The organism is Falsirhodobacter xinxiangensis (assembly GCF_004959935.1).
Lineage (GTDB): Bacteria > Pseudomonadota > Alphaproteobacteria > Rhodobacterales > Rhodobacteraceae > Falsirhodobacter > Falsirhodobacter xinxiangensis.
In genome coordinates, this window is sequence record NZ_SMYN01000002.1 from 1 (window position 1) to 25021 (window position 25021).

Genomic DNA, 25021 nt, shown 5'->3' on the forward strand with positions numbered 1-25021 from the left:
AGAGGCCTGAAATCAATGGGTCTGGAGCCTAGCCTGCTGACGGCAGTCGCCAGTTACTCATATACGAAGCACTGAACCTTAGCTTCCTCGCCACGATGTTCCCGCCGATCATCGGAACCCTCGCGTCGGCCTCTGCGAATGGCGTCGCATTCCGCATTCGCAGAGGGCAGTTATCCAAATGCTTGACGACGATGCGACTCCCGCTGGCCCCGGCCGCTCGTCGGAACGCGAGACCTGTCTTGCGCTATTCGCAGCAATGGTGCCATTGGTCTGGGTTCTCGCTTCCGAGGTCGTCGGGGATGTCAGACCGGTGGGGCCAGCGATCAGCAATCACAGTCGAGATAGTTAGATTGTCTATGCCGGCATCAGTCGCCAAGGCAAAGCACGGGAAGGATACCGGCGCAGGCGACTTCTTCGGTGCCCTCATAAATCATCCGAAACGCGACGAACAGGATCACGGCAAGACCGATCCACGCGATGAAGCGATACTTGTGAAGCAGCCGCGCGATCAGCGTCGCCGCCGCGCCCATCAGCACGACCGAGATGATCAGCCCGATGACCAGCACTTCGGCATGCTCGCGGGCGGCCCCGGCAACCGCCAGCACGTTGTCCACAGACATGGACAGGTCAGCGATGATGATCTGGATCATCGCCTGCCGGAAGCCCTTCTTCGGCCCCTGCGCGGCGGCGTCCATGGTCTCCGAATCGTCGCCGCCCTCGCGAATCTCGCGATACATCTTCCAGCAGACCCAAAGCAGCAGGATACCACCCGCAAGGGTCAGGCCGACGATGGCCAGAAGCTGAACGGCGACAAGCGCAAGAAGAATGCGCAGGACCACAGCCCCGCCGATGCCCCAGAAGATGACACGGCGCCGAATGGATGGATCGACCCCCGCCGCCGCCATCCCAACGACGACCGCGTTGTCGCCAGCAAGGACCACGTCGATGAAAAGCACCTGCAAAAGCGCATAGAATTCCGTTGTCAGAAAGTCTTGGGTCAAATCGGGCACCCGCGGTGGTTCTTGGTGAATGTCGTCTCACTCTGACCCGATGTCGCAGGCATTGTCGAGCGAATACTGCGACAGTCTGACGCAGCAAGGTACTGGGGACTGGAGTATTATCATTATGAATCAGCTGGATGGGCATATACTTGCTGCATGCCCGAGGCTCTGGCCGAAGAAAAGTTCCACTGAAGATCGTCGCTGCCCGGATCGCGGTGCGGTCCGGGCAGGTGCAGGTCAGGTCGGGTCGTCGCGGTGAATGTCGTGCACCGTCATGCCCACGCATTCGGGCGGCTTTTCCAGCCAAGGGCGATGCTGCAATGTGCGGACCGTGTCGCGGTAGCCCGAGGCCCAATGCTCGCGCATCGACATCCCCGAGAACTCGTAGTCTTTGGCATCGCTTTCATAGATGCGCGGCTGATAGATCAGATGGACGATGTTGATCTGCGGCACATCTTCCATCTGGTGCAGAAACGCCTTCTCCTCGACGCTGCGATCCGCCTCGGGGACCTTTAGAAGCGCGTCGTGCAGGCGGAGGTTCAGGTTGTGCAGACGGCGGAACGTGTCGGTGTTGTTCCGCGTGCGACTGGAATACATGATGTCCTTGTGGCGTGTCATCACCGCGCCCATGTCGCGCGGCAGGGCGCCCCGCGCGCTGAACAGGTCGATCTGGAATGCCAGCGTGTCGCGCAACGTGTCCTGTTCCAGCAGATATTGCAGCGGCGTGTTCGACACGATGCCGCCATCCCAATAAAAGTCGTTGTCGATCTCCACCGGGGGGAAGGCGGGCGGTAGCGCGCCCGAGGCCATGACGTGCCGGGCGTCCAATTCCTCCAGCGCGCTGTCGAAATAGCGGAAGTTGCCGGTCGCCACGTTCACCGCCCCGACGCTGAGCCTGCGTTCGCCATTGTTAACGATGCGCCAGTCCACAAGACGGTTCAGCGTGATCTCAAGCTCGGCCGTGTCATAGAAGCTGGTCGCGCCCGCCGCGCCTGCCATTGCGAACCACGGATTTGTCTGGCGGGGGGCGAAGAAGCCGGGCAGGCCAGCCGTCATGGTCATCAAGGCGCTGTGCTGGTTGCGCCAGCGGCGGAAAATGTCGCCTTCGGGGGTGAAGGCCCAGACCTTGCGTTTCGATACGGTTTCCCAGAAATCGCGCAGGCGGTCCACCTGATCGCCCGGCTTGTTGCCCGCGATGATGGCGGCGTTGATGGCGCCGATGGACACGCCGGACAGCCAGCTTGCGCTGATCCCGGCCTCGTGCAGCGCCTCGAACACGCCGGCCTGATAGGCGCCCAGCGCGCCGCCACCCTGAAGCACCAGCGCGATGGTGTGATAGGGTTTCAGGATCTCCGCGATATGCTGCGACCGTCCTGCCTCGGGGATATCCTTCACTTCGCATCCTCCAGGTAATCATGGACGACCTCGCCCATCGCGAGGGTCAGGTCGGCGGTGAAATGCAGGGCCGAGACGACCTCCAGCACCGGAAGGCGCGCGACGTCCGCGATGACATGGCGGAACAGTTGCAGATCGGCAGGCCCGCTCCAAGCCTCTTTCACCGTGATGTCGGTCAGGTGATAGCGGACAAGTTCGCAGATGCGGGGGGTCGCATCGACATGCGGGATGATCTTCACAAGGAAGTTCGGCTTCTCCATCGCGTGGCGAACCTCGTCCGTGCTGACGGCGACGTGCTTGTAACCCATCGTCGCAGTTGCACAAAGGACCGAGCCGTAATGCAGCGTGCCCAGCAGCACCTCGCCTTCATGCGACAGCTTGGGCGAGGCGAGCTTCTTCGGGAAGCCCCAGATCTCGCGCCCGCCGGCGATCGGGGCGTCGTCGTCCAGATACATGGCGTGGACATAGACGCCGTCCTGCCCATCGTGGCGCACCGGGATCACCTGACCGGATTCGGTGTAATCGCCGAACCCCGTCGAATCCGGCATGCGGATGAACTCGTATTTCACCAGCGGTTCTGTCACCTCCAACGGTTCGGGAACCACGGCGCGCAGGGCGTCCATATCGGTGCGATAGGTGATGATGACGTATTCGCGGTTGAAGAACCGATACGGCCCCTTGGGATAGGCCGGATTGGTCAGCGACATCGCATAGGCGTCGCGGATGGCTTGCGGTTTCATCTCCGGCTCCTCAATGCGCGGTCCAGCCGCCTTCGATCGGAAGCACGGCCCCGGTGATCGAGGCTGCGCCGTCCGAACACAAAAAGCCCGCAAAGGCCGCGACCTCGTCGATCTGCACGAATTTCTTGGTCGGCTGGGCGGCCAGCAGCACATCGCCGATGACCTGTTCGCGCGTCAGCCCACGTGCCGCCATCGTGTCCGGGATCTGGCTTTCGACCAGCGGCGTCCAGACATAGCCGGGGCAGATCGCGTTGACGGTGATGCCCTGCGCTGCCACCTCCAGCGCCACGGATTTCGTCAGGCCCGCGACGCCATGCTTGCTGGCGACATAGGCGGATTTGAAGGGCGAGGCGACCAGCGCATGGGCCGAGGCGATGTTGATGATCCGCCCCCATCCCGCCGCCTTCATGTGCGGCAGGGCGGCCTTGATCGCGTGGAAGGGCGCGACGAGGTTGATTGCGATGATCGCGTTGAACCGATCCTCCGGAAATTCATCCACCGGAGAGACGAACTGGATACCCGCGTTGTTGACGAGGATGTCGCAGCCGCCCGCGGTTTCGATCATGCCCCGGATCTCTTGAGGGTTCAGCATGTTCGCGGGCGAGTAGTGGCAGCGCGTGCCGAAATCGGTTTCGATCTGCGCGCGGATCGTCTCGATCTCGGTTGCGTCGCCAAGGCCGTTGATGACCACAGCCGCGCCGCGCTCTGCCAGCATGCGCGCAACTCCCAGTCCGATGCCGCTGGTCGATCCCGTCACCACGGCGACTTTTCCAGCAAGAGTTTTCGAGGAGATCATGACGGTCCCTATGCCCATGAACGATGTTCACCGGGACCTGACCACCACGTTGTAACAGGCGCGCAAACTAGGGCGCTCGGCGCATCAGATAGATGTCCATGATCCAGCCATGCACCGCCCGCGCCTGTTCCCGCGCCACCACGATCCGTGGGGCAACATCCGCCAGCGCGCCCGACAGCGAAACCTGCTGCGGCATCCCGGCATAGGCCGACCACCAGATGTCGATCGCCGCGGGATCAAGCGTTCGAAAGCTGCATTCCCCGTCCAGCATGACGACGACGCTGTCCGCCCCCGCGGGCCAGCCGAAATCGCGCAGTCGCCGCCCCGTGGTCAGAAGCACCGGACCCGCCACGTCGTTCAGCGGAATCGCATGGGCCGCGCACAGCGCCTGCACCGAAGTGATCCCCGGCACCACCCGCACCGTCACCGCAAGCCGCGCCGCGATCCGCAGCGTGGAATCGTAAAGCGACGGATCGCCCCAGATCATCATCGCCGCCCGACCGCCATTGGGAAGAACCCCCGCCCAGACCTGCGCGATGGCGTCGTGCCATGCCGCCACCCGCGCGGCATAGTCCGCAATCGCCGGATCGCGCTTCGGCAGATCGAACTCGACCAGGGGAACGGGACGCTCCAGCACCTCGGCCAGCATCGCGCGACGCAGGGTGGCAAGGTCCGTCGCGTCTTCCTTGCGGGGGATGAGGATGACATCCGCGCCGTTCAGCGCGCGGATCGCCTCTCGGGTCAGATGGTCGGGATTGCCGGTGCCGATGCCGACAAGGATAAGCTCCGTCATGCCAGCGGCCCATAGAGGATCAGCGCGGGAAGATCGCTGGACCGCGCCGCGATATCGTCCGCAAGACCCGCTACCGTGCCGCGATGGATATGCTGCCCCGGCTGGCCGACTCCTTCGGCCAAGATCGCGGGGGTGTCCGGCGGCAGCCCCTCGGCGATCAGCCGCGCCGCCATGCGGGCGAAGGTGCGCTTGCCCATGAACACCACCGTCGTCGCGGCGGGATCAGCCAGCGCAGGCCAGTTGAGGTCTGGCATGTCGCCCGTCACATCCGCGCCGGTGACGAATTGCACCCGCCGCGCCGTCAGCCGCCGCGTCAGGGGAATGGCCGCCGCCGCAGCAGCAGCGCAGGCCGAAGGCACGCCGGGGATGATCTCGAACCCGATGCCCGCGGCGCGCAGGGCATCCATCTCCTCCTCCAGCCGCCCGAAGATGCCGCAATCACCGGATTTCAACCGCACGACCCGCTGGCCCGTCAGGGCGTGCTCCACCAGAAGGCGGCTCACGTGATCCTGTTTGGGGCTGACACGCCCCGCACGCTTGCCGACGCCGATCAGGTCGGCTCCGCTTCGTGCATGGGACAGGACTGGCCCGGCGGCCAGATCGTCGAACAGCACCGCATCGGCCGCCTGAAGCCGCGCCACCGCCTTCAGCGTCAAAAGCTCGGGGTCGCCCGGACCCGCCGAGACGAAGGAGACGAAGCCGTTCATGACGCACCTTCGATCAGGTGAAAGAACGTCCCCGTCGCATGGCCCCGGCGCGAGCCCGTCTCGGCCACCGAAGCGCCGGCAGCATCGCATACCGTCGCAAGCGGCGCATCCGGCTGGTGCAGAATGGAGGCATAGTGGAACTCGTGCCCCGCAAGCACCGCGCCCGCCTCATGCCCCGGAATGCCTGCGCCCAGCACGGCGCGGCGATACCCCAGATGCATGCGGCGCTTGGCAAAGGACGTCTCCAGCCCCAGAAGCCCCACCATCGCATGACGCGAGCCATCGGCAGCCTCCAGCCCCGCGCCCATGACCATATAGCCGCCGCATTCGCCATGGACGGGCCGTGTCGCGGCAAACCTCCGCAACGCCTCCGCGAACCCACCCGCCGCCGCGATCCGTCCGGCATGAAGCTCGGGGTATCCCCCCGGCAGCCAGCACACATCCGCCGTGCTGTCCGGCCCCTGATCGGCAAGGGGCGAAAAGGGAAGGATCTCCGCCCCCGCCGCCCGCCAACCATCCAGAAGATGCGGATAGGTGAAGGTGAAGGCCGCATCCTGCGCCAATGCGATCCGCTGCCCCGGGGGGGTGATCGGCTCGCCCTCGCCTCGCAGGGGCGTCGAGCCTGCCGCTGCCACCATGCCGGCGACATCCAGATGCGCCGTGATCAAATTCGCCGCCCGGTCCAGAAAACGGGGCAGCTCCGAATGCTCGCCCGCCTGCACGAGACCGAGGTGCCGTTCGGGCAGGCCGATCCCGGCGTCGCGGGGCAGGGCACCAAAGACCGCGATCCCCGCCGGCTCCATCCCCGCGCGCAGAAGCGCCTCGTGCCGGGGGGAGGCGACCTTGTTCAGAACCACGCCCGCAACCCGGATACCGGGGCGATAGGCCGCCATGCCCATCGCAACCGCCCCCGCCGTCTGGGCCTGCCCCGAGGCGTCGATCACCAGAACCACCGGCCAGCCCGCCAGAAGCGCGACATCGGCACTGGCCCCGGTCCCCAGGGCGCCCGGCACCGCCACCCCGTCATGCAGCCCCATCGACCCTTCGGCGAGCGCAATATCCGCATCCGCCCCCTTGGCCAGCAATTCGCCGATACGCCCTGCGCCCATGGCCCAGCTGTCCAGATTGAACGAGGCACGACCCGTGGCTGCCCGGTGAAACGCCGGGTCGATGTAATCCGGTCCGGATTTGAAACATTGCACCCGTTGCCCGCTGCGGCACAGTGCCCGTGCAAGCCCCAGCATCACCGTCGTCTTCCCGCTGCCCGAAGCCGGGGCTGCGATCATCAGCCCCTGCGTCATTCGCTGCACTCCGGAAACCGAGGCTCCGTGCCCACCGGGCGAAAGCGTCGGTCATAGTCGCCCGCATAAAGACGGCTTTCGGCAAAGCTTTCATGATCCAGCGTTCGCCCCACCAGGATCAGCGCCGTCCTGTCCACCCCGTCGCAAAGCCTTGCAATGGTCCCAAGCGTTCCACGGATCACCCGCTCGTCCGGCCAGCTTGCCCGCCAGACGACCGCAACCGGGCAGTCCGTGCTGTAGTGGGGCAGCAGATCGGTCACGACACGCTCCAGCACATGGATCGACAGGTGGATCGCCAGAACGGCGCCCGTCCGTGCAAAGGCCTCCAGCGTCTCGCCGTTCGGCATGGCCGTGGCGCGCCCCGATGTGCGGGTCAACACCACCGACTGCGCAACGCCGGGCAAGGTCAACTCCGCGCCCAGCGCCGCCGAAGCCGCGGCAAAGGACGGCACCCCCGGCGTCACGTCGTAGGGGATGCCAAGGGCGCGCAGGCGGCGAAGCTGCTCTCCCATCGCGGACCAGACGGACAGATCGCCGGAATGCAGCCGCGCGACGTCGTGACCCTCGGCATGGGCGGCTGCTATCTCCGCCACGATCGCATCGAGGCTGAGCGGCGCTGTGTTCACGATCCGGCAGCCGGGGGGGCAATGGGCAAGGACACCCTCTGGCACGAGCGATCCTGCATAGAGGCAGACGGGCGATGCCGCGATCAGATCGCGCCCACGCAGAGTCAGAAGATCCGGCGCTCCGGGTCCGGCACCGATGAAATGGATGGTCATAAAGGGGCCTTTCGGGCCGCAGCCCATGTGGTGCCGCCAAGGGCAAGACGGGGTTGAACGATGACCGATCCGGGCCCGGCCGCTACGAGGGCGCAAGCCTCGGCCACCGATCCGCAGCGATAGAGCGCCATGATCCGGTCCGACGCGCTGGGGGTGGGAACGTTCGCCAGATCGCCCGGTGCGATAACCACGAGCGGCAGGCCAAGACGCATCGCCAGCGGCCCCAGCACCTCTGCACGCGGTTTGATCGTCGCAAGGGCAGCGACGGGCTGGCCGCGCAGGGCATCCTCCAGCAAAGAGAGATCCGCGCCCGTGCGCATGCCTATGCCGATCACGACGCTCATGTCGCACGCACCCATTGCACCAGCGGGCGCTGGGGTGCCCATGCCTGCGACCGGCCCAGCGGCTCCGCCCGCGCGATGTCGATGCGCATCAGCGTGCCGCCATGCGCCGCATGAAGTCGCTCCAGCAGCGCGCTCGTCTCCAGCGTCACAGCGTTGACGACCAGCCGCGCCGGGGGAAGCCGCGCGAACAGGTCCGCCGAAAAGCCGCCGCCGACGAAGATGGCATCTGGCCGCGGAAGCGAGGATAGCGCGTCGAGGCTTGCCGCCACCGTCACCGCCAGCCGGTCGTCCACGCCGAACTGAAGGGCATTGGCGCGGATGTTCGCCGCGCGGTCCTCGCACAGTTCGACCGCTGCTGCACGACCGCCCGCCAGTGCCCATTCCACCGAGACGGAGCCGGACCCAGCGCCAAGATCCCAGAGCATCTGGCCCGCATGGGGCGCAAGTGCGGCAAGCGTCATGGCACGGATGAGGGATTTGGTGATCTGGCCGTCATGGTGAAACAGGTTTTCGTCACGCCCCGGAACGGCGGCAAGCGCATCGCCCCCCAGTGCCACCAGCGAAACGGCGACGGGGGCGGCGATACCCTCCAGCGTGAAGCCATGCGCCTGCGCGTTCCGGAGGCGTTCCAGCGGGCCGCCCAGCCGCTCCATCACTGTCATGGTGCTTCGGCCCCAATCGGCGCCGTCCAGCCACGCGGCCAGATCGCGCACCGCCGCCGCGTCGCGCAGCAGCAGGATTGCCTGCAACCCTTGGCGCAGATGCGGGCGCAGCCGTGTGAAGGGCGCGGCGTGCAGGCCGAGGCAAAGCGTCGCCTCGATCCGCCAGCCCATCCGCGCGGCGGCAAGCGAAAAAGTCCCCGGCACCGGATAGGCTGCCCATTCGCCGGGGCGCAGCGCCTCGGCAATGGGGCTGCCCGCGCCGTGCCAGAACGGATCGCCCGAGACCAGCGCCGCCACGGGGCGTCCGCGCATCGCCAGCAGCGGGGCCAGATCGAACGGCACCGGCCAGGTCCGGCCACGATCCCCGACACCTGCCAGCTCAAGGTGGCGGGGCGCGCCGAAGACCAACTCGGCCCGCGCCAGTGCTTGCAGGCTTGCACCCGGCAGGCCGGACAGGCCATCTTCGCCCAAACCGATCACCGAAAGCCACGGATCAGCCATGACGCGCATCCTTCTTCTGGGCGGCACGACCGAGGCGAGCCGCATGGCGACCGCGTTGGCGGGTGCTGGCATCCCCGCGATCTTCTCTTATGCCGGACGGACGGCGGCCCCGGTGGCCCAGCCCCTGCCGATGCGGATCGGCGGCTTCGGCGGCGCGGCGGGGCTGGCGGCGTTCCTGCGGGCCGAGGGGATCACGGGCGTCATCGACGCGACCCATCCCTTCGCCGCGCAGATCAGCCGCAACGCCATCGACGCCTGCCACGATGCAGACATCCCGCTGGTCGCGCTGGAGCGTCCGGCTTGGCTTGGCGACTGGCAGCGTGTGCCAGATATCGCCAGCGCCGCCCTTGCACTGCCAAAAGCTCCGTCGCGCGTCTTTCTTGCGATCGGGCGGCAAAACCTTGGCGCGTTCGCGGGGCTGCCCCACGCCTATCTTCTGCGGCTGGTCGATCCACCCAAGGACCTGCCGCTGCGGGCCGATCATGTGGTCGCGCGCGGACCGTTCACGGTCGATGGCGATCGTGCGCTGCTGCAAGACTGGCGCACGCAGATCGTCGTCGCCAAGAATTCCGGCGGGGCGGGTGCCGAGGCGAAGATCATCGCCGCCGGGCAGCTTGGCCTGCGCGTCATCATGATCGACCGGCCCGTGCTGCCCCCGCGCCGCGTCGTGCGCACGGTCGAGGAAGCCCTTCATGCCATCCCCCTTGGGGTATAGACCCACCGTCCGACCGTCCGCGTGGCGGAATTTCCGACGATCACCACCGTCCGCATGTCGGCCATCTTCGGCTCCGCCTGTCCCAGCGTCGTCGTGACGATCCGCTGATCGGGGGTCGATACCGCGCGGGCGAAGATGATCGGGCGATCCGGCCCGCAGCATTCCAGAAGGATCGACAGCACCCGCGCAAAGCCGTCGGGCCGGGCGTTGGAGCGGGGGTTGTAGAAGGCCATCGCCAGATCCGCCTCTGCCGCCAGCCGCAACCGCTTTTCGATCAGCGCGAAGGGCTTGAGGTTGTCCGAGAGGTTGATCGCGCAGAAATCATGGCCCAGCGGTGCGCCCGCCGCCGCCGCCGCCGCCAGCATCGCGGTGATGCCGGGCAGGATGCGGATGTCCGGTGGCGGCCCGTCCCAGGCCTCCAGCGCCTCGAACAGTGCCGAAGCCATGGCGAAGACGCCCGGATCGCCGGATGACACGATGACCACGCGCCGTCCCGACGCGGCCATGTCCAGCGCATGACGGGCACGCTGAAGTTCCTCGCGGTTGTCGGTCGGGTGCAGGGTCAGGCCGGGGCGCGGGGCAATGCGGGCGACATAGGGGGTGTAGCCGACGATGTCGGTCGCCTCGTCCAGCGCCGCCGTGACGTCGGGCGTCACCATCCCTTCGGCACCGGGGCCGAGGCCCGCGACGATGACCCAGCCGCTCATGGTCTGCGCCCCTGTCCCGGAACCAGAACGATGGCGAAATAGGGGCAGTCCTCTGCCTTTGCATCGGCCAGACGGATGACGCGCTGGCCGGGCATGGTGCCGCGTTCCACCAGCCATGCGGCCTCCAGCCGTCCGGCCGCCGCCAGCGCGCGCCGCACCTTGGGCAGATTGCGCCCCGTCTTCATCACCACCAGCGCATCGGCATCCGCCGCGCGGCGGGCCAGATCGGATTCGGGCAAGGTGCCGGGCAGCACGGTCATCACGTCGTCGCCCCAGGTGATCGGCACGCCCGAGACGTTCCAGCACCCCGCCATGCCGGGGATGCCGGGGATCACCTCCACCTCCGCCCGGCCCTGAAGGCGGGAATGCAGATGCATGAACGAGCCATAGAAGAACGGATCGCCCTCGCACAGCACGACGACCTCGCCCTCCATCGCGGCAAGGCGGTCGGTCCAGTCGTCATAGAACCGCGCCATCATCGCGCCATACCGCGGATCGGAAACCGGGATTTCGGTCGTGACCGGGTATTCCATCGCCAGTTCCTCGGCATCCGGGCGCAGCATGCCTTCGACGATGCGGCGGGCCTGTCCGGGGCGACCCTTCTTGCGGAAATAGGCGATGCGGGCCGCCCCGCGAATGATGCGGTCGGCCTTCACGCTCAGAAGCTCGGGATCGCCGGGGCCGAGACCGGCGCAGATCACCTTTGCCATGTCATTCGCTCCGACTGGCAAGGGCGTTGACGGCGGCGACGGTGATGGCCGACCCGCCCAGCCGCCCGCGCACGATCAGCGAAGGTGCCGGGGGTGCCTGGATCAGCGCATCCTTCGATTCCGCCGCGCCGACGAAGCCGACCGGGCAGCCGATGATCGCGGCGGGGCGGGGACAGGCGGGGTCCATCAGCATGTTCAGAAGGTGGAACAGCGCGGTCGGCGCATTGCCGATGGCGACGACGGCACCGGCCAGATGCGGGCGCCACAGCTCCAGTGCGGCGGCGGAACGGGTGGTGCCCATACGCGCGGCAAGATCCGGCACGCCTGGGGCGCGCAGGGTGCAGATTACCTCGTTCCCAGCGGGCAGGCGCGGGCGGGTGATCCCCTCGCTGACCATATGCGCGTCGCACAGGATCGGCGCGCCTGCTGCCAAGGCTGCGCGCGCGGCGGTCGCCATGCCCGGGGTGAAGGCCACGTCCCGCTCCAGCCCCACCAGCCCCGCCGCGTGGATCATGCGGACGACGACGGGTTCCTCGTCGGGGGTGAAGCGGGAAAGGTCGGCCTCGGCGCGGATGGTGGCGAAGGATTGGCGATAGATCGCGGCCCCGTCGGTTTCGAAGATATGCGGCATGGAACCTCGGGGGTGAAGGATGTGTGCGGGATCGCGGGCCGTGCCGTCATGTCTGAGGGCAAGACCCGAAGCGTGGGCGGTCAGCGTAAGCCAGGCAGGGGCAGGATGCGCGCAGCCCTTGGGGCAGCCGGAAACGTGCAGCAGCCGCCCCGGCGGCACTTTGGGGGCAAGCGTGCGCGCGATCGTTTGCGTCGGTGCCATGGCTTGCGCGCAACCCGGCGCGCCCCGGCAGGCGACGACGCGCAGGCGCGGGTCCAGCGCATCGGTGACGAGCCCGGGAACCTCCGGCACCGCGCGCGCCCCTTCGATCAGCAGCATACGCCACGGGGTCAGGCGAAGGGGGCCAAGACCTGCGAGCGTCTCTGCCTCGATCTGCCCGAATTCCGGCGCGACCAGAACGCCCTCGGGGCGGATGCCGGGGGGTGGCGCATCGGCCTCTGGTCCGGGCGGCTCGGTGCCTCGCAACGTGTCGGGCAAAGGCACGCGCGCCAGATGCGCCGCCATCCGCCCTGTGCCGCCCGCGGCAAGGAACCATCGCACCATCGCCTCGATCATGCCGTCTTGCAGCGGAATGCCCAGCGGTGCGCCATCCGCGCGCAGGATCGGACCCGAGGGCCCAAGTTCCACACGGATGTCGGCGGAACTGCGTGACAGCCAACGCTGCGGCCCGAAATCCAGCGCGAAGCCGAACTTGGCGGGCAGGGGTGGCAACGCGGGCATCTGCATCGAAGGACCGAAGGGCGAGGCGATGACGTTCGGGCGCGCCTCCTCGTCTTCGGTCACGAGGTGCAGGTCCCGCAGCGCGCCGATCAGTGCCGCATGATCCGTGACGCCCCGGACCTGCAGGTTCGCCCGCGCCGTCAGGTCGATCCGTCCGTTCCCGAACCGCCGCGCCGCCGATGCCAGCCCCGCGACCTGTGCGGCGTCCAGCCGACCGGATGGCGGACGCACGCGCACCAGCCAGCCATCGCCGGATTCCATCGGGCGCAGCGCAGTCGGGCACCAGCCCCTGACCGCAAAACCGCTCATAGCGCCGCCGCGATGGAGTTGCGGCGGGTTTGCCAAAGCCCCTCAAGCGCCATCTGTCGGAACAGATCGCGCAGGGCGGCCAATGCGCCCGGGTTGTGCTGGCCCATGAAATCCACGACGGCATCCGTGCCGAGGGTCGCATCGTGGCACAGATCGAACAGATGCGGCGGTACGTTGCGGGTCAGGCGGGCGAAGGCGGCAAGGTGTTCGACCGTCGCCGCGATCTCTGCCGCGCCGCGAAAGCCGTGGCGCATCATGCCCGCGGCCCATGCGGGGTTCGCGGCACGGGCCCGGACGATGCGGGCGATCTCCTCGGTCAGGATGCGGGCGCGCGGAGTGCTGCCGGTCGCGTCCAGATGGTAAAGCGTGGGCGCGGCCCCAAGCGCGGCGGCGGCGGCGGCAAACCCGCCTTGATGCGCGGCATAGTCGGCGGCCAGCAGCAGATCGCTTTCGGCAAGGTCCTGCGAATGGACGAAGGCATCCGCCCCGCGCACCCGATCCGCGATCGCACCCGGATCGTGGCGGATCTCTCCATCCGCGCCGATGGCCCATGACGAAGCGGCGAGCCATGCGCGCGCCGCAGCCGCGCGGTCGGTTTCGTCCAGCCCCAGCCCGTATTGTCCCGGCTGCGGGCCGAAAACGCGGGGGCCGCGCGCGGCATAGGGGTTACCGGCCTCGTCCCGCGCCGACAGTGCGGCAGCGCCCATTTCGAACATCTGCGCCAGACCGGGAAAGATGTCGCGGAACAGGCCCGACACGCGCAACGTCACGTCGATGCGGGGGCGGTCCAGCAGCGCGGGCAGGATGATCGCAACCCCGGTCACGCGGCCCGTCGCCTCGTCCCAGACCGGCTCCAGCCCTGCAAGATGCAGGGCCATCGAAAAATCCTCGCCCGCCGTGCGCATCGTCGCGCTGGCCCAAAGATCGACCACCAACCCGCGCGGCCAATCGCCGTGATCCTGAAGGTGACGGCGCAGAAGCTCCTCCGCCAGACGGATGCCCTGTGCGTGGGCGGCCCCGTTGGGGACGGCGCGCGGGTCGACCGAGAACATGTTGCGCCCCGTCGGGAGCACGTCGCTGCGCCCCCGCGCGGGCGATCCGGCTGGCCCCGCCGCGACCCGCAGGCCGGACAGCGCGGCCATCAGCCCCTCGCGCTCTCCATCCGCCTGGCCATAGACATGCAGCCCGTCGCCGAAACGGCTCTCCTTCAGATCGCAGACGAAACGGTCGATGCGTGGGATCGCATCCAAGGCGTCCGGCGGCAGGGCAAGGTCGTCCTCGATCCCGCGCGCCCGCGCTTCGTCGCGGATCGCGTCCACCAGCCGGTCGCGGCGCGCGGGGTCGAGCCCGTCTGCAGTCGAATACTCGTCCAGCAGCCGCTCCAACCGCGCGAGGGCTTCGGGCAGTGCAGCGGGTGCAAGAGGTGGTGGCAGGTGGCCCAGCGTGACCGCGCCGATGCGGCGTTTGGCCTGCGCCGCCTCGCCCGGATCGTTGACGATGAAAGGATAGATGACGGGCATCGCGCCGACCAACACCTCGGGCCAGCATTCCTCCGACAGCGCGACGGATTTGCCCGGCAGCCATTCCAACGTTCCATGCGCGCCCATATGGACCATCGCATCCATCCCCTGCGCCCGCAGCCAAAGATAAAAAGCGACATAGCGATGACGCGGCATGCGGGACAGATCGTGATACCCGTCGGCGGCACCGCCGCGTTCGGGCTGCAAGGCCACCAGCACATCGCCGCAGCGGATCGCCACGAAACGGAACGCGCCGCCCGCGCAATCCTCGGCGGGATCGCCGTCCAGCCGATCGCGCAAGGCGGGAGGCAGCGCCGCAAGATACTCCGCCAGCGGCCATGAAATTTCGCCCAAGGTGTCGAAGGAGGGCGCGCCCAGATCGGACAGCAGCGCCCGCGCCGACGCCAGCGCATCCAGCCCGATGGCATGGGCCATCTGGTGCGGACGTCCGGGATAAGTCGAAAGCACCACCGCGATCCGGCGCTTGGAAGTCTCGCGCAGCTTGATCCACGCGATGACCCGTGCGACCGCCGCGTCGATCCGGGATGGGTCGGGGCGATGGACGAAGCGCGAATACTGCAGGTCGGGATCGCGGGGCGAGGGGGCCTTGAAGCTGATCACCCCCGCGAAGATGCGCCCGTCCACCTCTGGCAGCACGACGTTCATGGCAAGATCCGGCGGCGACATGCCGCGGTCCGATGCCGCCCAATCCTTGCGCCGGGCCGAGGACAACGCCACCTGAAACACCGGGCCGTCCATCCCGTCGAAAGGCGTCCTGCCAGTGGCGTCCTGTGCCGAAAAGGCGGTTGCGTTGACCACGGCCTTCACCGCAAACCCCGCCAGCCAATCCGCCACCCCTTCGGCCTTCAGCGATGGAACGAATGCGCCAACCGCCGCGATGCCTTGTTCCCGGAACGCCTCTATCAGCGCGTCGATGGGCGCGGTGTCGGCCGCGACGAGCCAGCTGCGATAGAAGACCACCAGCAGGTCCGGCGTCTCGATGCCTTTGGCCCGCCACAGGCCCATCGGCGGCACCGTCTTGGTCCCCGCAACCGGCCCGGCATAGAAACCCGCCGCCAGCGCAAGCTGCGCCAGCGCGGCATGGGCCGCAATCTCGCCCCCCGCCTCGCACAGCGACGACAGCCGCCGCAGGGTCGATACCGGCAGCGTCGAGAGCGCGTCGAGCCGCGCATCCTCGCGCCCGTCGCCCGGGATGACCGCCAGCGCGATCCCCCGGCGGCGCGCGACGTCCTGCACCACCGCCAGCCCGTGTGGCCAATAGGGTTCGCCACCGATCACCCGGATAAGGATCGCCCGCGCATGGGTCAGAACCGTCTCGGCATAGGCATCGACCGATACCGGATGCCGCAGCGCCGACAGGTTGCACAGCCGCAATGACGGCAGATCCCCCGCCCGGTGCCAGCCCGCCGCGAAAGCGCCAAGGTCGCTGTCGGAAAAGGACAGCACCACCAGATCGCCCGGCGTCTGCCCGGGATCATAGGGGGTGGCCGTTTCCTCCAGCCCATGGCTTTCGCGGAAGACGACGTGCATCAGAGGGCAGCCAGAAGGTCCGCGCGGATGGCATCGGCGTCGATGTGATCATGTTCGGCGATGACCACCAGCCGCGACTGGCGCGCGCCCTGCCACGGGCGGTCGAACTGGTGGCGCACACGCTCGCCCACCGCCTGCACCAGAAGGCGCATCGGCTTGCCCGCCACGGCGACATGGCCCTTCACACGCAGGATGTGACGGTCGCGGGCCAGGGTGCGGATCGCCTCGGCCAGCCGTTCGGGGTCGGCGATCTCGGGCAACTCGATCACGGCGCTGTCGAAATCCTCGTGCTCGTGATCGTCCGCGCCGTCATGGTGGCTGGGGCGGGCGGCAAGGTCATCTTCGGCGGCGGCGTTCAGGCCGAGGATCACGCGCGGGTCGATCACGCCGTCGGTCATCGGCAGCACGGGACGGGCCGTGTCGATGGCAGCGCGGGCGGCGGCGATCCCGGCATCGCCGGCAAGGTCGGCCTTGGACAGAAGCACGATGTCGGCGCAGGCGATCTGATCCTCGAACACCTCTGCCAGCGGGGTGTCGTGTTCCGCCTCGGTCTCGGGGACGAAACGGCCAGCGGCGACGGCCTCGGCATCGGCCAATGCGATGACGCCGTCCACCGTGATGCGCGAACGGATCGCGGGCCAGTCGAACGCCTTCAGAAGCGGCTTCGGCAGCGCCAGTCCCGAGGTCTCGATCAGGATGTGGTCGGGCCGGACGGGCAGGGCCATCAGCGCCTCGATCGTGGGGATGAAATCGTCGGCGACGGTGCAGCAGATGCAGCCATTGGCCAGTTCCACGATGTTCTCGGCCGGGCAGTTTTCATCGGCGCAGGATTTCAGGATGTCGCCATCCACACCCACCGTGCCGAATTCGTTCACCAGCACCGCAAGCCGCTTGCCCTGCGGGTTCTGGATCAGATGGCGGATCAGCGTCGTCTTGCCCGCGCCCAGAAAGCCGGTGATCACGGTGACGGGGATCTTGGTCAGGTCGGTCATTCGGCAGGCTCCATTGGGGGAATGCGGGCAAGCGTCTGCTTGCGGAAGATCGTGGGACGCTCGCGCCACGGCACGATCCCGTCGGCGCTGCCCGCATAAAGCGCGGCACCTTCAAGGATCGCGGGCACGTCGTCTTCGGTCAGGCGGCCATAGACATAGGTCCATTTGCCGGGGCCGGTCAGCGCGATGGCGCAGCCGGAACTGCAGGCCGAGAGGCATTCGACGGGAACGACGCGCAGACCTTCGGCCCCTGCCAGCAGGGCATGAAGCCGCGCGCCCGCACAGGGGCCGTCATCCAGCGGTTTGCCAGCGCGGCAGGTGGTGCAGACATGCAGCGTCGCCATGGCCGTTCCTTTCATCAGGAGGGGCATGGCCGGACGCGAGGCGGAACCGCCCCGTTCTGGACCTGCACGGCACACCCCGTCCGCTTGTCAACTTTCCACGCAGGCAGGTCTCCCGGCTCACGGATTCGAGGGGGTCCTCGCGGTCCTCCCTCCTTCCCGGCGGATGCCAGTGGATCGGGCGAACCTTTCCGTTCACGGTCGCGGGGGCGGCTGCTTTCGCATTCCCTTTTCACCTGCCATAAGGCAGGCACCGGCGCGGCGCCAAGTGATGCCGAACGCCCCCCAATGTCAAGGAGGCCCCTTGGAAGACGCCGCACGCCACGCCGCCAAGATGGCGAAGATCAAGGCTGCCCGCGACCGCATGATGGAAACGAAGGAGGGCGAGAAGGGCCTGATCATCGTCCATACCGGGGCGGGCAAGGGCAAAAGCTCGTCCGGGTTCGGGATGATCCTGCGCTGCATCGCCCACGGGATGCCCTGCGCGGTGGTCCAGTTCATCAAGGGCGCGTGGGACACTGGCGAGCGGCGCTTGCTGACCACGCATTTCGCCGAACTGTGCCAGTTTCACGCCATGGGCGAGGGTTTTACATGGGAGACGCAGGACAAAGACCGCGACATCGCCGCCGCCCGCGCAGGGTGGGAAAAGGCGAAGGAGCTGATCCTTGATCCCGAAGTGCGGATGGTCCTGCTGGACGAAATCAACATCGCGCTGCGCTATGACTATCTGGACGTGGCCGAGGTGGTGGCGGTGCTGCGGGACAAGCCGCCGATGACGCATGTGGTGCTGACCGGCCGCAATGCGAAGCCGGAACTGATCGAGATGGCCGATCTGGTGACCGAGATGACGCTGGTGAAGCACCCGTTCCGCGGCGGCATCAAGGCGCAGCCGGGGGTGGAGTTCTGACATGCCGGCGCTGATGATCCAGGGCGCCGGATCGAATGTGGGCAAGTCGATGCTGGTGGCGGGTCTGTGCCGCGCGGCCAGACTGCGCGGGTTGCGCGTGCTGCCGTTCAAGCCGCAGAACATGTCCAACAACGCGGCCGTGACGGTGGATGGTGGCGAGATCGGGCGCGCGCAGGCACTTCAGGCGCTGGCTTGCGGCGTGGACCCGGTCGTCGACATGAACCCGGTGCTGCTGAAGCCCGAGACGGATACCGGATCGCAGGTGATCGTTCAGGGGCGGCGGGTGGCGACGGTGCGTGCCCGCGACTATGCCGCGATGAAGCCATCCTTGATGACCCCGGTGCTGGAAAGCTTTCGACGGCTGGAGGCGCAGGCGGATATCGTCATCGTCGAAGGCGCGGGCAGCCCGGCCGAGGTGAACCTGCGCGCGAACGACATTGCCAATATGGGTTTCGCCAATGCTGCGGGCGTTCCGGTCGTGCTGGTGGGCGATATCGACCGGGGCGGCGTCATCGCGCAGATGGTGGGGACCAAGGCCGTCCTGCCGTCCGGTGATCGTGTTTCCGGGTTCATCGTCAACAAGTTCCGCGGTGATCTTCGCCTGTTCGATGAAGGCTATGCCCTGATCGCGGATAGCACGGGCTGGCGGGGATACGGCACGCTGCCATGGTTCCCCGAGGCGCATCGTCTGCCCGCCGAGGATGCGCTGGACCTGACGCGCCCCTCCGGCACGGGCGTGAAGATCGCGTGGCTCTGCCTGTCGCGTGTCGCCAATTTCGACGATCTGGACCCGCTGGCGTCGGAACCGGGTGTGCAGCTGATCATGGTCCGTCCGGGCGAGGCGGTTCCGGGCGATGCGGCCATGGTGATCGTGCCGGGAACGAAATCGACGCGCGGCGATCTGGACTTCCTGCGCGCGCAAGGCTGGGATATCGACCTTGCCGCGCATCGCCGCCGGGGCGGCCGGGTGCTGGGCATCTGCGGCGGGTATCAGATGCTTGGGCGGACGGTGAATGATCCGCAGGGGATCGAGGGGCATTCCGGTGCCGCTCCGGGCCTTGGATTGCTGGACGTGCGAACGGTGATGTCACCCGACAAGCATCTGGCGCGGGTGACGGCGCGGCACGCGGCGACGGGGCTGACGATGCAGGGGTATGAGATCCACATCGGGCGCACGGATGGCCCAGATTGCGCGCGCCCGTTCGCCTTTGTCGATGGACGGGGCGAAGGCGCGGTCTCTGCCGATGGGCTGGTCATGGGCAGCTATCTTCACGGCATGTTCGCGGATGACGATTTCCGCGCGGCCTTCCTTGCCGATCTGGGCGTGCGGTCGGACCTGCGCTATGCCGCCGGGGTCGAGGATGTGCTGGACCGCCTTGCCGCGCATGTCGAGGCGCATCTGGACGTGACGGGTCTTCTGTCACTTGCCAAGGGCGGCTGAGAGGCGCGCCCATTCCTCCTCGGTTCCCGGAAGGCCCAGCCGCAGCCAGCGGTCGTGCCAGGGGAAGATGCGGCTCCAGATCCGGTGGCGGGCAAGGCGTTCCTGCGCGGCGACGGCATCGCCGGCATCGTAAAGGCGGAACAGATGCGCCCCGCCGACCAGCCGCCAGCCGGCGCCGGATGCCAGCGCATCGGCCCGCCGCGCATCCTCTGCCAGCCGCCGGGCCGTCTGCCCCGCCCAGTCCGCATCGGCCAGTGCCACGCGCCCGATCTCCAGCGCGGCGCCGGACACGGGCCACGGCCCTGCCATCGCACCCAGCGCGGCAATATCGGCCTCGTGCCCCGCAACGAACCCAAGCCTGACCCCGGCAAGGCCATAGAACTTCCCGAAACTCCGCAGCACCAGCAGCCCCGGACGCCCCGCCTGCGCCAGCAGCGACAGGTCGGGAACCGGGTCGGCAAAGCTTTCGTCCACCACCAGCAGCCCGACATCCAGCGCCGCAAGCGCCTCGGGCGCATGGCTTTGCCCGTCGGGATTGTTGGGATTGACGAGGACGGCCAGATCCGCCCCGGACAGTGCGGCAAGATCGGCGCAGGGTTCCACCCGCCAACCAGCGGCGGCAAGCGTGGCGGCGTGTTCGTTATAGGTGGGCGAGAGCACCCGTGCGAGGCCCGACGGGCGCAGGCGAGGGATCATCTGGATCGCCGCTTGTGCCCCGGCGGTGGCCAGCATCGGCGCGGTGCAGCCCCAGGCTTTGCGGGCGGCAGCGATCAGCGCAGCTTTGGCACAAGCGGTGGGCAGGGCCGTCCACGCTTCTGGCGGAAGCGGCGGGATGGGATAGGGGCAGCGGTTGATCCCGGTGGACAGGTCGATCCAGCCCGTCCCGCCGAACCGTTCCATCGCAGCGTCGATATTGCCGCCGTGATCGCGCGTCATGCCAGACCTCCAAGCAAAAGCACCAAACCGGCCAGCAGCACGCCCCGGCGGAATATCCGCAGCGCACCGGCCAGATCGTCGGCAGCCGGATCGCGTGCGCCCTCGTTCAGCCACGGCTCGGGCGTTACATGTCCGGCATAGGCGCGAGGCCCCGAAAGGCGGATGCCCAGCACATGGGCCATCGCCGCCTCGGGCCATCCGGCATTGGGCGATCGGTGGCGCGGCGCATCGGCGACCGTGCCCCGCGCCACGTTCCGCCCTGCTGCCAGCGCCAGAACCAGCGCGGTCAGCCGAGCGGGAACAAGGTTCGCCGCATCGTCCAGCCGTGCCGCCACGCGCCCGAAGTGAAGGTATCGGTCGCTGCGATGACCGATCATGGAATCGAGCGTATTCACCGCCTTGTATCCCGCGATCCCCGGCAGGCCGAACAGCGCCCCCCAGAATAGCGGCGCGATAACCCCGTCCGAGGCGTTTTCGGACAGGCTCTCGATGGCGGCGCGGGCGATTCCCGCCTCGTCCAGCTGCGCCGGATCGCGCCCGACGATCATCGCGACCGCGCTGCGCGCCCCGTCCATATCCCCCGCCGCCAAGGGCCGGGCCACGGCCGCAACGTGATCGTGCAGCGACCGCGCGGCCACCAGCGGCCAGCACAGCACCCCGGTCAGGATCGTGCCCGCCCAGCCACCGGGGACCATGCGCTGGATCAGCATCGCAATCCCGACCGTCAGGATCACGACGCCCAGCGCGGCGACTGCCCCATTCCGCAGGCGGGCCGTGTCCGATCCCTTGTTCAGCCGCGCCTCGGCTGCTGCGATTGCGGCGCCGATCCATGTCACCGGATGGCCGATCCGGGCGTAGAAGCGGGCGGGCCAGCCAAACGCCGCCTCGATGCAAAGGGCGAGGGCCATGGCGGTCAGGAACATGGGCGATCTCCCACGCGGAACTGGCGAATGTGGCGGAAACCGGCAGCGCGCAGGTCCGCACCAGCAAGCGGCGGCACGGCTCCGGGGCGGAACAGCAGCGCCCGTGCCGATCCGGTATGTGCGATGGACCAGCCAAGCGCGCCATGCCGTGCCGCCAGTGCGGCGGTCGGATCGCCCGCTGGCCCGCGCAGCGCCAGCGTCCGCATGGCCGAAAGGGTGGCAAGTTCGGCAAGCCGCGCGGCATCGCTGCAAGCGCCGGACCAGCGCGCGACAAGATCGGCGATGTCGGGAAAATGCCGGTCCGCCGCGCGGGTGCGGATGGGTGGTCCGACAAAGCCGCCAAGAACCTCCAGCCCGGCGATCGGCGGCAAGCGCTCCAGCACTGCCGCACGGCGCGACGCCCAAAGCAGCCGTTCCGGCGCGGGCCACATCAGCGGATCGCTTGCGCCTTCGACATCCAGACAGGCGGCGGCAATGCGCAGAGGGTCGGTCTCTCCCATCAGCCGTGCTGCGGCGACCAGAGCGGCGGTCGAAGCGCCAGCCCCGCCGCCCGGCGGCATCGTGGCGCGCAGAATGAACCGCCCGGACGCGCCGCGCAGCAGCCGGCGCAGTTGCACCTTGGCCGGGCCATGCACCGAAAAAGCACCGGGCAGACGCCGCCCCTCCACCCAGAGGGCATCGCAGGGCAGGGTGATCAGCGCGATATCTTCCCCGATCCGGCCCTGTAAAAGTTCCCCGAAATGCCCGGCGACGCGCAGGATCATGTCAGGAGAAGGTTGACGCATCGCACCGCCCAGCCCGCATCGCCCACGCGCGCAAGGCGGGTGACCGACAGCGGGGCGACGTCGAACGCGAGCGCGGCCCCGATGTCGTCCAGGGCGAGCGCCAGCGCGGCGCGGATGGTCCCGGCGTGGCACAGCACGGCGCTGCGCCCCTCGGCTGCGGCGATCCGGTCCAATGCGGGCCATGTGCGCACGCAAAGATCGGCAAAGCTTTCGCCGCCGGGTGGGGACATCTCTGCCAGCGCCTCGCGCGGCTGCGGGCCAAGGTCGGGCATCACCGATGGCGGCTGCCCCTCCCAAGCGCCGAAATCCTGTTCCCAAAGGATGGCGTCCGTGACCGGAATGCGCGCGGGCCAAAGGGCATGGGCGGTCTGAACGCATCGCTGCGCCGGGCTGGAGATGACCCGCGCGACCGGACCGATGCGAAGGGCAGCCTCGGCCATCGCGGCGGCTGGCGGAAGATCCGCGGCCACGTCCCGGCGGCCCGTGACAAGTCCTCCCGTCAGGGCGGGCGCGTGGCGGATCAGCACAAGCTCGTTCATCGGCAGCGGTTCAGCCCCTTGTTTCGCCGTTGGTTTAGTGCTTTGTGCGCCCCCATCACAAGCATCAAAAGGGGGCGGGATGATCCTGCTTGTCACCGGGGGTGCAAGGTCGGGCAAGAGCCGTCACGCGGAAGATCGCGTCCGGGCGCTTGGCGGCCAGCCCGTCTATATCGCCACCGCAACCGCCGGCGACGACGAGATGCGCGCCCGCATCGAGGCTCACCGCGCCCAGCGCGGCGATGGCTGGCACGAGGTCGAGGCCCCGACCGACCTGTGCGCGGCGCTGCTGGCGACCGACGGAATCGGGCCGCGGCTGGTGGACTGCCTGACGCTTTGGCTGTCCAACCTGATGCTGGCGGGCCGCGACTGGCGGATCGAGGGCGAGGCGCTGGCCCGTGCGCTGGCGGTGCAGACATCGCCGGTGGTGCTGGTCTCGAACGAGGTCGGCATGGGTCTGGTGCCGGAGACTCCTCTTGGACGCGCATTCCGCGATGCGCAGGGCATCCTGAACCAGATGGTGGCCACGGTGGCGGCCGAGGTCGAATTCACCGTCGCGGGCCTGCCGCTGAGGGTGAAGGGATGAGCGCACCATCGCTGCCTGAAGCCGACATCGCGGCCCGAGCCGAGGCGCTTGCCCGTCAGGCACAGTTGACGAAGCCCTCCGGGAGCCTCGGGCGGCTGGAGGAACTGGCCGTATTCCTCGCGGGGTGGCGGGGAACGCGCCTCGATGCGGCACAGGCGCTGGTCTTTGCGGGCAATCATGGCATCTGCGCGCGCGGCGTGAATCCGTTCCCGCAAGAGGTGACGGCCCAGATGGTCGCCAACTTCCGCGCCGGAGGGGCTGCGATCAATCAGCTTTGCCGCGTGGCGGGGGCACAGCTTTCGGCGGTTGCGCTGGACCTTGACCGGCCGACGCAGGATTTCACCGCCGCCCCGGCGATGGATGAGGCCGAGGTTCGCGCAGCGATGGATGCGGGCGCGGCGGCGGTCGATCCAGACGCGGACATCCTGATCCTGGGCGAAATGGGGATCGGCAATTCGACGGTCGCGGCAGGGCTTGCCGCGGCAATGTTCGGCGGGACCGGCGCCGATTGGGTGGGGCCGGGGACGGGGTCCGATGCGCAGGGCATCTCGCTCAAGGCGCGGGTGGTGGACGAGGGGCTGGCGCTTCACGCGGGCCTGCTGCGCGAGCCTCTGGGTGCGCTTCGGGCCTTCGGCGGGCGGGAGCAGGCGGCGATCTGCGGCGCGGTTCTGGCGGCGCGGAAGGCGCGGATTCCGGTCATCCTTGACGGGTTCGTCTGCACCGCCGCTGCGGCGACCCTTGGGCCCAAGGCGCTGGAACATTGCCTGATCGGCCATGGCAGCGCCGAGCCGGGGCATGCGCGGCTTTGTGCTTTGATGGGCAAGGAGCCGATCCTCGATCTGGGGATGCGGCTGGGCGAAGGGTCTGGGGCCGCGGTTGCGCTGATGGTTGTGCGGGCGGCGGCGGCGATGCATGACGGCATGGCGACCTTTGCCGAGGCCGGGATCGGATGATCCGCGCCCGGCTGGACGAGGCGCGACTAGCGGTGATGACGCTCAGCCGCCTGCCCGTGGGGCGGATCGTGCGGGTGGTTCCGATGGGCGCGGCGGTCTGGGCCTATCCTCTGGCCGGGCTGATCGTCGGCGCTGTCGGCGCGGCGGCGCTTTGGGCGGGCGATGCGCTGGGCCTGCCGCCATTGGCCTCGGCTTTGCTGGCAATCGCGGCGGGGGCGCTGGTCACGGGCGGGCTGCACGAGGATGGGCTCGCGGATCTGGCCGATGGCTACGGCGGGGGCACCACGCCCGAACGGCGGCTGGAGATCATGCGCGACAGCCGCATTGGCGCGCATGGGGCACTGGCGCTGATGTTGGCGGTGGGACTGCTCGCCTCGCTGATCGCGGCCGCTCCGCTTTGGCAGGGAATGATCGCCATCGGCGCGATCAGCCGTGCAGGGCTGGCGCTGCCGATGATCCTGATGCCGCAGGCGCGGGAAGGCGGATTCGGGGCCGCCGCCGCGCAAGGGCTGGACTGGGGACGCGTCGCCAGCGCCCTTTTGATCGGGCTCGCGGTCGCGCTGTTGCTGGTGCCGGGGGCGCTTGCGCTTTTCGCGGCGGTGATTGCGGTGCAGATGGCGGTCGCCGCCACCGCACAACGCAGGCTTGGCGGTCTGACGGGGGATGTTCTTGGCGCGGCGCAGGTGCTCGGCTCGGTCGCCGGGTGGATTGCCTTCGCGGCGATGCGCTAGCATCCCTT

The 25021-nt window shown here is 68.3% G+C and carries 26 protein-coding genes, 1 pseudogene and 1 riboswitch; of the genes and pseudogenes, 6 read left to right on the forward strand and 21 right to left on the reverse strand.

The window, feature by feature from the left end; all coding sequences use genetic code 11:
- Positions 1–365: 365 nt before the first annotated feature.
- The 10 genes from E2K76_RS02160 to E2K76_RS02205 form a co-directional block, all read right to left on the reverse strand.
- On the reverse strand, positions 366–1001 hold the full coding sequence (locus E2K76_RS02160; RefSeq protein WP_246032863.1) for a TerC family protein: 636 nt from the start codon (positions 999–1001) through the stop codon (positions 366–368).
- A gap of 237 nt (positions 1002–1238) precedes the next feature.
- Entirely contained in the window at positions 1239–2396 is a 1158-nt protein-coding gene (locus E2K76_RS02165; protein WP_220432161.1) for a patatin-like phospholipase family protein, read from the reverse strand.
- Positions 2393–3136, reverse strand: coding sequence for an acetoacetate decarboxylase (locus tag E2K76_RS02170; RefSeq protein ID WP_136682633.1), 744 nt, complete (start codon positions 3134–3136; stop codon positions 2393–2395). Before E2K76_RS02170 ends, E2K76_RS02165 begins: the two co-directional genes overlap by 4 nt.
- A 10-nt stretch (positions 3137–3146) precedes the next feature.
- On the reverse strand, positions 3147–3932 hold the full coding sequence (locus E2K76_RS02175) for a 3-hydroxybutyrate dehydrogenase (RefSeq protein ID WP_136682634.1): 786 nt from the start codon (positions 3930–3932) through the stop codon (positions 3147–3149).
- Between the two features lie 67 nt (positions 3933–3999).
- Positions 4000–4725: a precorrin-6A synthase (deacetylating) gene (gene cobF / locus E2K76_RS02180; protein ID WP_136682635.1), complete on the reverse strand. Its 726-nt coding sequence runs from the start codon at positions 4723–4725 to the stop codon at positions 4000–4002.
- Positions 4722–5432: a uroporphyrinogen-III C-methyltransferase gene (cobA, locus tag E2K76_RS02185; RefSeq protein WP_136682636.1), complete on the reverse strand. Its 711-nt coding sequence runs from the start codon at positions 5430–5432 to the stop codon at positions 4722–4724. Before cobA ends, cobF begins: the two co-directional genes overlap by 4 nt.
- Positions 5429–6733, reverse strand: coding sequence for a cobyrinate a,c-diamide synthase (locus E2K76_RS02190; RefSeq protein ID WP_136682637.1), 1305 nt, complete (start codon positions 6731–6733; stop codon positions 5429–5431). The genes cobA and E2K76_RS02190 overlap by 4 nt, the downstream gene beginning before the upstream one ends.
- The gene (cobM, locus tag E2K76_RS02195; RefSeq protein WP_136682638.1) at positions 6730–7512 is read right to left on the reverse strand and encodes a precorrin-4 C(11)-methyltransferase; all 783 of its coding nucleotides are present in this window, start codon (positions 7510–7512) and stop codon (positions 6730–6732) included. The genes E2K76_RS02190 and cobM overlap by 4 nt, the downstream gene beginning before the upstream one ends.
- Positions 7509–7856: a cobalamin biosynthesis protein gene (locus tag E2K76_RS02200; RefSeq protein ID WP_169053184.1), complete on the reverse strand. Its 348-nt coding sequence runs from the start codon at positions 7854–7856 to the stop codon at positions 7509–7511. Before E2K76_RS02200 ends, cobM begins: the two co-directional genes overlap by 4 nt.
- Positions 7853–9019, reverse strand: coding sequence for a bifunctional cobalt-precorrin-7 (C(5))-methyltransferase/cobalt-precorrin-6B (C(15))-methyltransferase (locus E2K76_RS02205; RefSeq protein ID WP_136682640.1), 1167 nt, complete (start codon positions 9017–9019; stop codon positions 7853–7855). Before E2K76_RS02205 ends, E2K76_RS02200 begins: the two co-directional genes overlap by 4 nt.
- Here E2K76_RS02205 and E2K76_RS02210 point away from each other — a divergent pair.
- Positions 9018–9734: a cobalt-precorrin-6A reductase gene (locus tag E2K76_RS02210; protein ID WP_136682641.1), complete on the forward strand. Its 717-nt coding sequence runs from the start codon at positions 9018–9020 to the stop codon at positions 9732–9734. The genes E2K76_RS02205 and E2K76_RS02210 overlap by 2 nt on opposite strands.
- On the opposite strand, the gene cobJ is transcribed toward E2K76_RS02210, so the two are convergent.
- The 7 genes and pseudogenes from cobJ to E2K76_RS02240 all read right to left on the reverse strand — a co-directional run bounded on the left by cobJ (position 9710) and on the right by E2K76_RS02240 (position 17218).
- Positions 9710–10441 (reverse strand): precorrin-3B C(17)-methyltransferase, encoded by a 732-nt coding sequence (gene cobJ / locus E2K76_RS02215; protein ID WP_136682642.1) that lies wholly within the window; start codon positions 10439–10441, stop codon positions 9710–9712. The genes E2K76_RS02210 and cobJ overlap by 25 nt on opposite strands.
- Positions 10438–11151: a precorrin-2 C(20)-methyltransferase gene (locus tag E2K76_RS02220; RefSeq protein WP_136682643.1), complete on the reverse strand. Its 714-nt coding sequence runs from the start codon at positions 11149–11151 to the stop codon at positions 10438–10440. The genes cobJ and E2K76_RS02220 overlap by 4 nt, the downstream gene beginning before the upstream one ends.
- 1 nt (position 11152) lies before the next feature.
- Entirely contained in the window at positions 11153–11782 is a 630-nt protein-coding gene (locus E2K76_RS20730; RefSeq protein ID WP_246032879.1) for a precorrin-8X methylmutase, read from the reverse strand.
- Positions 11783–12613: 831 nt separating this feature from the next.
- Positions 12614–12811: pseudogene (locus E2K76_RS20735) on the reverse strand (precorrin-3B synthase); the annotation flags it as partial.
- Positions 12808–15882: a cobaltochelatase subunit CobN gene (gene cobN / locus E2K76_RS02230; RefSeq protein ID WP_136682645.1), complete on the reverse strand. Its 3075-nt coding sequence runs from the start codon at positions 15880–15882 to the stop codon at positions 12808–12810. The gene cobN and the pseudogene E2K76_RS20735, both read right to left, overlap by 4 nt.
- Entirely contained in the window at positions 15882–16874 is a 993-nt protein-coding gene (gene cobW / locus E2K76_RS02235) for a cobalamin biosynthesis protein CobW (protein ID WP_136682646.1), read from the reverse strand. Before cobW ends, cobN begins: the two co-directional genes overlap by 1 nt.
- Positions 16871–17218, reverse strand: a complete 348-nt coding sequence (locus E2K76_RS02240) for a DUF1636 family protein (protein WP_220432162.1) — start codon at positions 17216–17218, stop codon at positions 16871–16873. Before E2K76_RS02240 ends, cobW begins: the two co-directional genes overlap by 4 nt.
- A gap of 85 nt (positions 17219–17303) precedes the next feature.
- Positions 17304–17488, reverse strand: a riboswitch (cobalamin riboswitch).
- On the opposite strand from E2K76_RS02240, the gene cobO reads away from it, so the two are divergent.
- Positions 17487–18122 carry a cob(I)yrinic acid a,c-diamide adenosyltransferase gene (gene cobO / locus E2K76_RS02245; protein WP_136682648.1) on the forward strand — a complete coding sequence of 212 codons (636 nt, stop codon included), beginning with the start codon at positions 17487–17489 and terminating at the stop codon, positions 18120–18122. (Overlaps the previous riboswitch by 2 nt.)
- A 1-nt stretch (position 18123) precedes the next feature.
- Entirely contained in the window at positions 18124–19563 is a 1440-nt protein-coding gene (locus E2K76_RS02250) for a cobyric acid synthase (RefSeq protein ID WP_136682649.1), read from the forward strand.
- Here the strand turns inward: E2K76_RS02250 and cobD are convergent.
- Genes cobD through E2K76_RS02270 form a run of 4 tightly spaced genes read right to left on the reverse strand, consistent with a single transcriptional unit; the run spans position 19543 to position 22746 of the window.
- Positions 19543–20499 carry a threonine-phosphate decarboxylase CobD gene (gene cobD, locus E2K76_RS02255; protein ID WP_136682650.1) on the reverse strand — a complete coding sequence of 319 codons (957 nt, stop codon included), beginning with the start codon at positions 20497–20499 and terminating at the stop codon, positions 19543–19545. The genes E2K76_RS02250 and cobD overlap by 21 nt on opposite strands.
- Positions 20496–21422, reverse strand: coding sequence for an adenosylcobinamide-phosphate synthase CbiB (cbiB, locus tag E2K76_RS02260; RefSeq protein WP_220432163.1), 927 nt, complete (start codon positions 21420–21422; stop codon positions 20496–20498). The genes cobD and cbiB overlap by 4 nt, the downstream gene beginning before the upstream one ends.
- Positions 21413–22207, reverse strand: a complete 795-nt coding sequence (locus E2K76_RS02265; protein WP_136682651.1) for a propanediol utilization protein — start codon at positions 22205–22207, stop codon at positions 21413–21415. The genes cbiB and E2K76_RS02265 overlap by 10 nt, the downstream gene beginning before the upstream one ends.
- Entirely contained in the window at positions 22183–22746 is a 564-nt protein-coding gene (locus E2K76_RS02270) for a histidine phosphatase family protein (protein ID WP_136682652.1), read from the reverse strand. The genes E2K76_RS02265 and E2K76_RS02270 overlap by 25 nt, the downstream gene beginning before the upstream one ends.
- Before the next feature lie 79 nt (positions 22747–22825).
- On the opposite strand from E2K76_RS02270, the gene cobU reads away from it, so the two are divergent.
- Genes cobU through E2K76_RS02285 form a run of 3 tightly spaced genes read left to right on the forward strand, consistent with a single transcriptional unit; the run spans position 22826 to position 25013 of the window.
- Entirely contained in the window at positions 22826–23329 is a 504-nt protein-coding gene (gene cobU / locus E2K76_RS02275) for a bifunctional adenosylcobinamide kinase/adenosylcobinamide-phosphate guanylyltransferase (RefSeq protein WP_136682653.1), read from the forward strand.
- Complete coding sequence (gene cobT / locus E2K76_RS02280) at positions 23326–24282, forward strand: nicotinate-nucleotide--dimethylbenzimidazole phosphoribosyltransferase (protein ID WP_136682654.1); 957 nt, start codon at positions 23326–23328, stop codon at positions 24280–24282. The genes cobU and cobT overlap by 4 nt, the downstream gene beginning before the upstream one ends.
- The gene (locus E2K76_RS02285; protein WP_136682655.1) at positions 24279–25013 is read left to right on the forward strand and encodes an adenosylcobinamide-GDP ribazoletransferase; all 735 of its coding nucleotides are present in this window, start codon (positions 24279–24281) and stop codon (positions 25011–25013) included. The genes cobT and E2K76_RS02285 overlap by 4 nt, the downstream gene beginning before the upstream one ends.
- The last annotated feature ends 8 nt before the right edge of the window (positions 25014–25021 follow it).

Excerpts from the sequence above, each read along its gene's own strand:
- cobO (WP_136682648.1), top strand. The coding sequence starts at position 17,487 with ATGCCGAACGCCCCCCAATGTCAAGGAGGCCCCTTGGAAGACGCCGCA.
- E2K76_RS02250 (WP_136682649.1), top strand. The coding sequence starts at position 18,124 with ATGCCGGCGCTGATGATCCAGGGCGCCGGATCGAATGTGGGCAAGTCG.
- E2K76_RS02265 (WP_136682651.1), bottom strand. The coding sequence starts at position 22,207 with ATGCGTCAACCTTCTCCTGACATGATCCTGCGCGTCGCCGGGCATTTC.
- E2K76_RS02240 (WP_220432162.1), bottom strand. The coding sequence starts at position 17,218 with ATGGCGACGCTGCATGTCTGCACCACCTGCCGCGCTGGCAAACCGCTG.
- cobD (WP_136682650.1), bottom strand. The coding sequence starts at position 20,499 with ATGACGCGCGATCACGGCGGCAATATCGACGCTGCGATGGAACGGTTC.
- cobJ (WP_136682642.1), bottom strand. The coding sequence starts at position 10,441 with ATGAGCGGCTGGGTCATCGTCGCGGGCCTCGGCCCCGGTGCCGAAGGG.
- cobU (WP_136682653.1), top strand. The coding sequence starts at position 22,826 with ATGATCCTGCTTGTCACCGGGGGTGCAAGGTCGGGCAAGAGCCGTCAC.
- E2K76_RS02285 (WP_136682655.1), top strand. The coding sequence starts at position 24,279 with ATGATCCGCGCCCGGCTGGACGAGGCGCGACTAGCGGTGATGACGCTC.
- cobT (WP_136682654.1), top strand. The coding sequence starts at position 23,326 with ATGAGCGCACCATCGCTGCCTGAAGCCGACATCGCGGCCCGAGCCGAG.
- E2K76_RS20730 (WP_246032879.1), bottom strand. The coding sequence starts at position 11,782 with ATGCCGCATATCTTCGAAACCGACGGGGCCGCGATCTATCGCCAATCC.
- E2K76_RS02170 (WP_136682633.1), bottom strand. The coding sequence starts at position 3,136 with ATGAAACCGCAAGCCATCCGCGACGCCTATGCGATGTCGCTGACCAAT.
- cbiB (WP_220432163.1), bottom strand. The coding sequence starts at position 21,422 with ATGTTCCTGACCGCCATGGCCCTCGCCCTTTGCATCGAGGCGGCGTTT.
- E2K76_RS02205 (WP_136682640.1), bottom strand. The coding sequence starts at position 9,019 with ATGGCTGATCCGTGGCTTTCGGTGATCGGTTTGGGCGAAGATGGCCTG.
- cobW (WP_136682646.1), bottom strand. The coding sequence starts at position 16,874 with ATGACCGACCTGACCAAGATCCCCGTCACCGTGATCACCGGCTTTCTG.
- cobA (WP_136682636.1), bottom strand. The coding sequence starts at position 5,432 with ATGAACGGCTTCGTCTCCTTCGTCTCGGCGGGTCCGGGCGACCCCGAG.
- cobF (WP_136682635.1), bottom strand. The coding sequence starts at position 4,725 with ATGACGGAGCTTATCCTTGTCGGCATCGGCACCGGCAATCCCGACCAT.
- E2K76_RS02175 (WP_136682634.1), bottom strand. The coding sequence starts at position 3,932 with ATGATCTCCTCGAAAACTCTTGCTGGAAAAGTCGCCGTGGTGACGGGA.
- cobM (WP_136682638.1), bottom strand. The coding sequence starts at position 7,512 with ATGACCATCCATTTCATCGGTGCCGGACCCGGAGCGCCGGATCTTCTG.
- E2K76_RS02210 (WP_136682641.1), top strand. The coding sequence starts at position 9,018 with ATGACGCGCATCCTTCTTCTGGGCGGCACGACCGAGGCGAGCCGCATG.
- E2K76_RS02220 (WP_136682643.1), bottom strand. The coding sequence starts at position 11,151 with ATGGCAAAGGTGATCTGCGCCGGTCTCGGCCCCGGCGATCCCGAGCTT.
- E2K76_RS02190 (WP_136682637.1), bottom strand. The coding sequence starts at position 6,733 with ATGACGCAGGGGCTGATGATCGCAGCCCCGGCTTCGGGCAGCGGGAAG.
- cobN (WP_136682645.1), bottom strand. The coding sequence starts at position 15,882 with ATGCACGTCGTCTTCCGCGAAAGCCATGGGCTGGAGGAAACGGCCACC.
- E2K76_RS02200 (WP_169053184.1), bottom strand. The coding sequence starts at position 7,856 with ATGAGCGTCGTGATCGGCATAGGCATGCGCACGGGCGCGGATCTCTCT.
- E2K76_RS02270 (WP_136682652.1), bottom strand. The coding sequence starts at position 22,746 with ATGAACGAGCTTGTGCTGATCCGCCACGCGCCCGCCCTGACGGGAGGA.